General features: G+C 45.7%; 11 protein-coding genes. 1 reads left to right on the plus strand and 10 read right to left on the minus strand.

The window, feature by feature from the left end:
• Positions 1-11: 11 nt before the first annotated feature.
• The 9 genes from der to L696_RS0102605 all read right to left on the minus strand — a co-directional run bounded on the left by der (position 12) and on the right by L696_RS0102605 (position 8707).
• Complete coding sequence (gene der / locus L696_RS0102565) at positions 12-1334, minus strand: ribosome biogenesis GTPase Der (RefSeq protein ID WP_025682256.1); 1323 nt, start codon at positions 1332-1334, stop codon at positions 12-14.
• Between the two features lie 144 nt (positions 1335-1478).
• Complete coding sequence (gene rpsA, locus L696_RS0102570) at positions 1479-2705, minus strand: 30S ribosomal protein S1 (protein WP_025682257.1); 1227 nt, start codon at positions 2703-2705, stop codon at positions 1479-1481.
• Between the two features lie 120 nt (positions 2706-2825).
• The gene (locus L696_RS0102575) at positions 2826-3419 is read right to left on the minus strand and encodes a lysophospholipid acyltransferase family protein (RefSeq protein ID WP_025682258.1); all 594 of its coding nucleotides are present in this window, start codon (positions 3417-3419) and stop codon (positions 2826-2828) included.
• The gene (cmk, locus tag L696_RS0102580) at positions 3416-4123 is read right to left on the minus strand and encodes a (d)CMP kinase (protein ID WP_025682259.1); all 708 of its coding nucleotides are present in this window, start codon (positions 4121-4123) and stop codon (positions 3416-3418) included. The genes L696_RS0102575 and cmk overlap by 4 nt, the downstream gene beginning before the upstream one ends.
• 132 nt (positions 4124-4255) lie before the next feature.
• Positions 4256-4912 carry a flagellar brake protein gene (locus tag L696_RS0102585; protein WP_025682260.1) on the minus strand — a complete coding sequence of 219 codons (657 nt, stop codon included), beginning with the start codon at positions 4910-4912 and terminating at the stop codon, positions 4256-4258.
• Positions 4913-5087: 175 nt separating this feature from the next.
• Positions 5088-6470, minus strand: coding sequence for a germination protein YpeB (ypeB, locus tag L696_RS0102590; RefSeq protein ID WP_025682261.1), 1383 nt, complete (start codon positions 6468-6470; stop codon positions 5088-5090).
• Between the two features lie 264 nt (positions 6471-6734).
• Positions 6735-7430: a glutamic-type intramembrane protease PrsW gene (gene prsW, locus L696_RS0102595; RefSeq protein WP_025682262.1), complete on the minus strand. Its 696-nt coding sequence runs from the start codon at positions 7428-7430 to the stop codon at positions 6735-6737.
• A gap of 87 nt (positions 7431-7517) precedes the next feature.
• The gene (locus L696_RS0102600) at positions 7518-8132 is read right to left on the minus strand and encodes a genetic competence negative regulator (RefSeq protein ID WP_025682263.1); all 615 of its coding nucleotides are present in this window, start codon (positions 8130-8132) and stop codon (positions 7518-7520) included.
• A gap of 197 nt (positions 8133-8329) precedes the next feature.
• A complete protein-coding gene (locus L696_RS0102605; protein WP_025682264.1) occupies positions 8330-8707 on the minus strand; it encodes a hypothetical protein in 378 nt (125 codons plus the stop codon).
• 93 nt (positions 8708-8800) lie between these two features.
• Between L696_RS0102605 and L696_RS0102610 the strand changes: the two genes are divergently transcribed.
• Positions 8801-9733 (plus strand): polysaccharide deacetylase family protein, encoded by a 933-nt coding sequence (locus tag L696_RS0102610; RefSeq protein WP_025682265.1) that lies wholly within the window; start codon positions 8801-8803, stop codon positions 9731-9733.
• A gap of 130 nt (positions 9734-9863) precedes the next feature.
• Here the strand turns inward: L696_RS0102610 and L696_RS0102615 are convergent.
• Positions 9864-10167 (minus strand): hypothetical protein (locus tag L696_RS0102615; RefSeq protein ID WP_025682266.1); only part of this gene is annotated, 304 nt, incomplete at its 5' end.

Here is a 10167-nt window from a genome sequence, read left to right on the forward strand (position 1 = left end):
CCTATTCGCTCCTAACTTTCGTCAGACTTGCGCCGTGTAAAGATACGAATTGGAGTTCCCTCAAAGTTGAAGGCGGCGCGAATTTTGTTCTCCAGATAACGCTCGTAAGAGAAGTGCATCATTTCCGGATCATTGACGAATACAACCATCGTAGGCGGCTTAACAGCGACCTGAGTCACGTAGTTAATACGCAGACGCCGTCCTTTGTCAGTTGGCGGAGGATTAATCGCAACCGCATCGGAAATAACATCGTTCAGCAAATGCGTCTGAATACGCAAGACATGCTGCTGCGCCACATGCTGGACAACAGGGAGCAGCTTTTGCAAGCGCTGCTTTGTTTTCGCAGACAAGAACACAATCGGAGCATAGGTCATGAACAGAAAGTGATCGCGAATTTTAGTTTCAAACTGGCGCATCGTTTTATCGTCCTTGTCCACGACATCCCATTTGTTCACAACAAACAGTGAGGCTTTACCCGCTTCATAAGCATAACCGGCAATGTGCTTATCCTGCTCAATAATGCCTTCCTCGCCGTTAATAACGACCAGCACGACATCTGCACGCTCAATAGCACGCATTGCACGCATCACACTATATTTTTCTGTTGTCTCATATACTTTACCACGTTTACGCATACCCGCCGTATCGATCAGTACATACTTCTGACCGTCTTTTTCAAAAGGCGTATCAATTGCATCACGCGTTGTACCTGCAATGTCACTAACAATAACCCGTTCCTCTCCCAGAATGGCATTAACGAGCGAGGATTTACCTACGTTCGGGCGGCCGATCAAGGCAACACGGATAACATCTTCATCATAAATGTCCTCTTCCAGCTCAGGCAAATTGGACGTGATCGCATCTAACAGGTCACCAATACCTATGCCATGGCTACCGGAAATGGCAATGGGGTCGCCGAATCCATAGGAATAAAACTCATAAATCAGATCCGCACGTTCCAGATTGTCCACCTTGTTTACAGCCACAATAACAGGCTTGCCCGAACGATACAGCATTTGGGCTACCTCTTCATCAGATTGCGTAATCCCTGCCTTCGCATCACTCATAAATACGATCACATCTGCTTCTTCTATAGCCAGTTCAGCTTGCATCCGGATGGATTTTAAGATTTCATCTTCTCCATCAATCTCAATGCCGCCAGTATCAATAATACTGAAGGATTTACCGTTCCACTCCGATATACCGTAAATACGGTCACGGGTGATTCCGGGCTTATCTTCCACTATGGATAAACGATCCCCGATAATCCGATTAAAAATGGTGGATTTACCCACATTCGGACGACCGACAATAGCCACAACGGGTCTTGCCATAAATTCACTCCTCCTGTCAATTCTTCCGCTATCATCATAGCAAAAAACATGCCTGTTAGCGATATTGTCACGTAACAACAATCGGCGAACCCTCTGGGTCCGCCGATGGTGTACGTTATGCTTATAAAGTGTATTGATTCAAACTCATTTAAATTTGTTCAGTTTATCGCCAAAACGTTCGCCAAGCGTAATGCTCAGACCAGAATTGTTCAAAGAAACGTTAGGATTGTTCAGTTCCTCACGAGGCGCGCGGGATGCACGTGGCGCTCTTTCTGCTCTTGGAGCAGCTTCTGGAGCTTCCTCAGTTTCTTTAATGCTCAGGCTTACACGTTTTTCAGTAGGACTCATTTCAAGAACTTTAACCTTAACTTCTTGTCCTTCTTCCAGAACTTCTTGTGGAGTTCCGATGTGTTTGTGGGAAATTTGGGAGATATGAACCAAACCTTCCACGCCAGGAGCGATTTCAACGAATGCACCGAAGTTAACCAGACGTTTAACAACGCCTGTTACAACGTCACCATTGTTAAATTGTCCAGCAGCAGATTCCCAAGGACCAGGCTGTGCAGCTTTCATGCTCAGGCTGATTTTTCCTTTTTCAGGGTCCACTTTCAGGACTTTCACTTTTACTTGTTCTCCTTCAGAAACCGCATCGGAAGGCTTGTCGACATGAGTCCAGGCAATTTCAGATACGTGAACCAAACCATCCACGCCGCCTACGTCAACGAAAGCACCGAATTGAGTGAGACGTTGAACCGTACCCACGATTTCTTGTCCTTCTTTCAGCTCAGCCATTACTTTAAGCTTGTTGGCTTCAAATTCTGCTTCCAGAACGTCTTTTTGAGAAAGGATCACTTTGTTGTTCTCACGATCCAGCTCTTTCACGACAACACGCAATGTGCGGCCTTTATAATCACTGAAATCTTCAACGAAATGGCGTTCTACCATGGATGCAGGGATAAATCCGCGCAGACCCACGTCTACAACGATGCCGCCTTTAACGACATCATTAACAACCACTTCAAATACTTCTTTGCTTTCAAACAGCTGCTCCAGCTTTTCCCAAGCATTTTCACTGTCGATTGCGCGTTTGGACAGGACAAGTTTTTCTTTGCCATCGTCGATGCTAATAATTCTAGCTTCAACCTCTTGGCCTACTTGTACTGCTTCTTCTGCGTTGTCCAAACCAGAAGACAACTCGCGAATTGGAATAATTCCATCGTATTTATATCCAATGCTTACTACCGCTTGGTTATCTTCCAATTTCACGATTGTACCTTTAACGGTATCACCTTTTTTCAGGGAAACGATTTGTTCGAGCTCGTCTTGATTTGCCGCTTCAGCAGCTTCTTGATTTTTAATTTCTTCCGACATGTCAATACCCTCCTCAATTCAAAAAAAACCATTTATTTAAACCTGCGCATGGCAGAGTTCAAAACATTGTTAAACTTCTGTTCTAGCTTTCCGAGGTTAGGCACAATTCATGCAAGCCTTTCAGTTATTCGTAGGCTCGCCGGTTTCTCGCATTGTACGAATACGAGACATAATCTCTTCTGTTGCCAGCTCAAGCGGATCTCCTTCGATAACGGTACCTTTTTGGTAAGCATCCAAATTAACAGGTTTGCCGTATATCACTTTCGTTTTACAGAAAAGCTTGTAATCACCAACAATGGCGACCGGAACGGCAGCCGCTCCACTACGCAGCGCAAAGCTGGCAGCACCCTTTTTACCGATTCCCCCGGCTCCTCTGGAACCTTCGGGAAAGATCCCCATAACCTTGCCATCACGCAAAATGGTCAAAGCCAGCTTAATGGATTCCTTGCTCACACCACCGCGTTTGACCGGAAAAGCTCCCAGCTTGTCGATCAACGAACCAAGTACAGGAGTATTAAATAGCTCGGCTTTCGCCATAAAGTGAACCTTTCGATCCAGCAAAATGCCAACTGTAGGAGGGTCCAGATTACTAATATGATTAGAACACAACAGTACTCCGCCCTCAGCAGGAACATTTTCCCTGCCTACCGCCTCAAGTCTGAACAGAAAGCGGTATATGAGACGCAAAATACGGACGCATACAGCATATATCATTGTCTGATCTCTCCATCCTTCGCCGTGGTGCAGTAAGATACAATAGTATCGACGACATCCTGAATGCCCATATGGGTCGTATCCAGCACGATAGCGTCGTCACTGCAACGAAGCGGGGATACCTCCCTCTCCTCATCAAGCTTGTCACGCGCCGCAATGTCACGTTCGAGCTGCTCCAGAGTGATATCATCAGCTCCGCTCAGTTCTTTAAACCGGCGAGAGGCACGTTCCTGAACACTTGCGGTCATAAACACCTTGACTTCAGCATCAGGAAGCACAGTAGTTCCAATATCGCGACCATCCATAACGACACCTTTACGTGCGGCCATTTCACGCTGGTTTTCAGTCAAACGCGAACGTAACCCCGCAATACTCGAATACTGTGACACCTTGCCTGTCACTTCCATCGAACGAATCACTGTCGTTACATCTTCCCCGTTACAATAGACCTTTTGGCCTGTAGGGTCCGGTACTAATTCAATCACCAACTCAGGCACATATTGAAGCACTTTTTGTACATTTTCCGCCGGAATTTCCCTGCGCATCATGTACCACGTTGCTGCCCGGTACATCGCTCCGGTATCTACATAAACATAAGAAAGTGCTTTCGCTACCAAGCGGGCCACCGTACTTTTCCCTGCACCAGCAGGTCCATCAATGGCTACATTTATTTTATTAATTGAAGATCCATGCTGCCTTGCCAACGGGTAATTCCTCCTAACCTAACCTCAAGAAAAAAGCAGGCATTGCCTGCGACGTGAAAATTATACCACACATTCAGAGTTGATGCAAAATGAACGGCAGGTTAACAAAAAAAGAAAACCTTCGGAGGATTGCTATCTCCCCCTGAATTCCAACTGACGCTCAAAGCAATATTTAATCAGTTTTTGACGCTCCTGGTCAGCAATTTTCTCATATTTCAGCATGATCAGCCTGCGACCATTTTCCATTTGCTGAATACGTACAATTTCGGATTGGAACGGGACATGCTCCTGAGTTCCATTTTTATAAGGGACCAGAATCCAGCAGGACAATGATTCACCTTCTTCCAGATGATGCGAGCCTTGAGTCTGAAAAGAAACGCCTCCACCGCCGACATCATGCGTCTCAGCTACAAACCTTGATTCGTTTGATCCATACTTCACCGCTATTTCCAGGTTGGCCTGAACCCGTAGAAAATTTCGACGCTGAATTTTACTGATGCTGTCTGGGGCAGGCTTGTGAATGCGGACCATCCGGAGCACATCCTCTTTAAAGCCGATAACGTGGGTATTGAAATAGTTTTTTATCCCGCCCTCGCTCATAAAAAATATCGACAGTTCTTCTCCCAAAAACAGTTTTTTCAGATGACCGCTCGTTTGAGACATGGGTACTTCTATCAGAAAGTTCTGGGACTCCTCTTCCGCAATACGCGATTTAAATTCAAAATGTTCGTCCGTATGATCGGTACCAGCCACTTGTATGTATAGCACATCATTAATTTTAGGAAACAAACCGCCCACCATCCTTGTCCATTTAAAAGCTGTAATAAGGTATATAATACCACGACTTTATACCCATTTTAACATTATATTTGTTGTACCTATGTCAAAAGCACAAAAAACCTCCTTCATAAAGGAGGTTTAGCGTGACTAATGGTTCATTTTTACGTATTTACCCTATTTACAATTAAACATGACTTGCTGAAGCCGGTTCGTCCGAATCTTTAACTAGCTCAATCGTTTCTTCCATCCCCGTATCAGCGTTAATGTAAATACGGTAAATGGAACCGTTGATTTTTCCACCAAATTCGTAGCACAGAACCTCTTTGGACAGTTCATTTTCAATCAGTGCTTTCCGGTGATAAGTTTCACGAAACTCAGGGTTCAGCTTCGCCCTTGCTGCCTTCACATCCAGTTTAGCCTTCGGAATACGGCGGAGGCGGCTGTGCTCGTACACGTAGTCACTCGATTGAAAACCGATCACTTGCCCGTTATCGAGACCGGATCTAACTGTAATTTTTTCTGGATAGATGATCACATCCCCTTTTTGAGTGGCGAATGTGATGTTGGCTAAATTTCCACTTTCATCATAAGAAACAGGCTTCATCCCCGGATATCCCTTACGTTGGAGATATTCACTCGCATAGCGGACCGCCTCATTGCGAGTTGATTTTTTCGGCCCAACCGTTCTCATATCATGGTAAGAAATAAGCTTGCCGCCTTTTTTGGTATAATCCATGGTGAGTACAGGCTTCTGTTTGTTATACAGGGTAGCTGTATAAGATGCCCATTCCGTTCCTTTACCATTTTCATGGATACGAATCTGGCTTTCCGGTTTCCCGGTAAATTCAGCCGCACTCCGCTTAATTTGCTCCGCGTTCACAGCAGGAAGACTCAGCTTCTTCACAGAACGCTTGTCATAGATGCTAGCTACGGATGGTCCCCAATCCAGCTCCTTGTAGCTCTCCACCTTTTTGTCCACAGTTTGGAAGCCATCAATAATGGTGTTATCCTTTGGACCCGTTTGTGAGCCTGGCGCCATGTCTACATCCGTCCAGCGCAAGTTTTTGCTAATAACTTTTTGCCGAACTTCGTGCATATTTTTCGAAATTTCTTTGGAATTAGTGTATAACTTTTTCAGATTCGATAATTCTTTCTCGTTCAAAGGCTCGTGGTCCAGATCACGTACGGCAGTCTGATACGAAAATGCAGATACATGCGACAGCAAATCCTTAGCATGATTAAATGGCATTACATTGAGAGGCAACTGATTAACATCATTTTGTGCCTCACTTGTAATCCTCCACACGTTCATCAAACATTTGCGATGCATCGCGTGTGAAGTATTATGGACAGCAACTGCGTTACCAAGTTGGGAGTGCAACTGGTCCATACGAAACGACAAATCATGAAACGCACGCTGATATTGATTTTCCGCTTTAATCGACATGCTTTTTGCCTGAAGAGATACCTCTTTTCTCATCTGGTTTTCCCGATAACCCCACACAAATGCTCCTATCATAATCAGGGCAACAATCGGAAACATTACGGCACTAAGTCGTCTATACATATTGGGAGTCTCCTTTCTTCAAGTACACTACCGATAGTGTGACAAGAAGAATGCTCTCTTATGCATGGTTTTCCATAACTTCGATAATAAACTCACAGTTATCGCAGATACAGCGCTTAAAGCCGGTCTGAACACGCCCTTGCTCCATCTGTCCTCTCAGCACGAAACGTTCACCACACCTTTTACAATGTATTCTCACTTTAATACGCAAAAAAAGACACCTCTTTCTCTAACAGGTTTGTCAGATCAGTGTGCCCCAATTTGTTACATATTAACCTTTTCTTCCCGTTTGAACAGTCGAAATGGAGACCGATTGTTAGCCCGACTGATTTTCGCCATCCCTCCATACCAGAGAAATGCCATCAGAGGAATGATAAACCAGATCCAGTCATGCGAAATTGTCGTCAGAATCAGGTCATATATTCCATGCCAGAACCACGGAAGCACCAAGGACAGAAGCAACATATATTTGCTTTTCCAGTCCTGTGAAAACTTGGCCTTCCCCATGTAATAGCCCATCATGACTCCAAACATTGCATGACCGGATACCGGAAGCAATGATCTCATCAGCATCATACTAACAGAAGCGTGGCCCGCCCATGCGTACAGCAGATTTTCAACGGTTGCAAATCCAAGGGAGATTGCAGCGGCATACAAAATACCGTCATAAGGTTCATCGAACTCGGTGTGATTATATATAATGTGATACAGCAAAAACCATTTGAAAAACTCTTCCACTCCGGCCGAAATGCCGAACACCTGAATTAACGTGTGATCCCCCAGCCAAAGCAGCAGCCCACGTTGGAAAATCATTACAGGCAGTACCGCCAAAAAGCCGAGCAAAAACACTTTGATAACCATGTGAAGCGGCTCAGATTCATATCTGTCCTTCAAGTAAAAATACATTAATAAGGCGAGACCCGGCGCAGTTGCTGCCGCTAAAACAGAAAACAGAAGCACCGATCATCCCTCCATAAAAATGAGTCGGCCCTGCATTCAGCGCAGAGCCGACAAAGTCACTTCGATATTACTTTTCTTTAAGCCCCATTAAGAGCGGCTGTCAAAATGAGTGCAGATGACGTCAATCGCCTGTTCAGGAATGACCAGCTTGCCATACTCCTCCAGCATTGCCGGTGTTACGGATGAGCCTTCCCCAAATTCAGCAAGAACCGCGATCAAGGCCGCAAGCTTGGGCTCTTCCACTTCTTCCGGTTCCAAATACAGAATCCATTTTCCTCTATAATGATACAGCTTACCTGCATCCGTAGTGTTGCTACGGAGCATGTGAGCCGCTTCTATGAGTACTTCGAAATCGCTAAACGCGTAGACGATGGAATCGCTGTGCTCCAGCGTAACTTCCATTTCGTAGACTTCCTCCGGAAGCTCATCATCGGGACCTGAACCATATTGCTGGTGATCGTATTTCCCCCGAGTGACGATAACTACCATGCCCTGAGCAGGAAGCGCAAATACTTCGACAGCTAACGGTCCCGTGGCGTCGAAGCCCAGTTCACTATATGCCTGATCCATCATTTCGGTGAACAGCTCATGGACTCTTGGAATCTCTTGCCACATGTCGTCTTTTTGAATACCGCGTTCGCTCAAATCGTCAAAGGTAAGGAAAATCCGTATCTTGTCCTGGCTTAATCTTTCTATTTTCATACTGGACCCTCCTCCTGGCAGCCGAGTGTTATTAACAGATTATGATGCATTTATGGTGCCTGTGATGAAAATGGTTCTATGTAATCATGTTATCATTTTATAATCGTAAATGCACGCAATAAAAATGATAAAAAAAAGAATCATTTGAACGGCTTTTACAAAAAAGCCGCAAAATGATTCGGAATAGAGGTTCCGGGTTACAAACCCGGTACGGCTGTATGAGTTTCTTTCAGGATTTGCTCGACCTCACGCTTAACATCGGGACTGGTGCTGATAAAATCTTTAATCAGCTTCATATTTTCTTCTTTATTTTGGGCAGTGTGGGTGCTATGAGCTGTCTTATCTGTTGTGGAACGGTGATCGTGATCCTTATGGGTGTCTTGCTTGTTAAGCGTAATATCACCCATTCCGGGGAACGCCGCGTCCATCATTTTGGTACGGGCTTTTTGAACCAGATTACCGCCTTTTTTTCCATCCATGTCCATAGATAAGCCTAACATGCTGCGGTTACGGGAGATCATAGTGCTCGCCACTGCGCCCAAAACGATTCCCAGGAAAAATGAAGATGTTTTCACAATTAGAACCTCCCTTTGTGGTAGAATCAAGCATAGTGTTCGTCAGCAGAGACAAACTCATACGGTATAAATACAGGAAGGTGAGATGAATTAATGGGTACAAAAACAGCAGCCATTTTGTTAACCGCATGTCTGCTGCTAAGTGCTTGTACTGCGGCCAAGCCGGAATCGGCAGCCACAAGCAATAACCAGACCTCGGCAACGTCTGATACCAGTGACAACACAGACAAAGGGCAGGGCGTAGCTTCTTCTCCAACCAACAGCAGTGAGCAAGCAGGCAGTAATCACGGTAACTACTCAACGGTCCAAACATCGCCGCAAACTGGCAAGACCGTCGCCGACAGCAACGAGGCCACAAATTCAACGGCTACGGCTAACGTTAACAAAACGTACCATTTGGACAATGCTTACAACGTGGCCCCTAACCAGCAAGGGGCTGAGAAAAAGGTTGTTTTGCTGACCTTTGACGACGGTCCCAAGGAAGCGATCATGATCAACAAAATCATTGACATACTGGACAAGCACAAGGCGAAGGCCATTTTCTTCGTAAACGGTTACCGCGTGAAGGAGCACCCTGAACTACTCAAACTCATTCATGACCGCGGGCAGCCCATTGGCAACCATAGCTGGGATCACATCGTGCTAAAGAACAAATCCGAGGCCGAAGTGAAGAAACAAATTGAATCGGTGCAAAAAATTGTTAAGAATACAACGGGTCAAACGCCGATGTTCTTCCGTCCTCCTCATGGCGCAGGTGGGCATGTCGGCCGCAAAGTTGCCAAAGAAAACGGACTTTTGTACATGACATGGTCCGTCGGTTCGCTTGATTGGACGATGAAAAAGAATCAGCCGAATAAAACCGATGCACTTCTCAAAAATGTGACAGAACAATTACATCCGGGCAGCAATATTTTGATGCATGAGCTACCTTGGACCGCAGAAGCGTTGGATAGTCTGTTGACTCGTCTGGAGCAAAAGGGTTACCAATTTGTCGATCCGCAAAGCATTGAGGTCCCTGCCAGCTAACAGCCCCTTGTGTTCGGTACTTCTATTTTCGATCCTGAACGATTGCTAAAAGAGCCTCCATTTCCCGCAAGTCACAAGCGGGTAAGGAGGCTCTTTTGGCGTAAGCACAAGCGATCACACAGGCTTATCATTACCAGAGCATTTCACTAATGGGCGGTGCCCCTTTGATGCCCCACCACAGCAATGCTGCTGTAATGAGCACAAAAAGTGTACTCAAAAAATTCAAAAAAAACTTGCTCACCCGGATACGGCGGGACGGAAACATTTCTGCCCGTGTCCGGTACTCGCTGACAGGAGCATCATCCTCCATGGTCACAGCAGCTTCCGGTGCAGCAGCAACTTGAACTAATTCCGGTGCGGGCCGTGAAGCACGGGAGCGGACCGGTTTTGGACTGTTTTCTTCCTTGCTCTTGCGTCCATTTCGGCGGCTGGCG

Origin of the sequence: Paenibacillus maysiensis, assembly GCF_000520815.1 — a bacterium.
GTDB lineage: Bacteria > Bacillota > Bacilli > Paenibacillales > Paenibacillaceae > Paenibacillus > Paenibacillus maysiensis.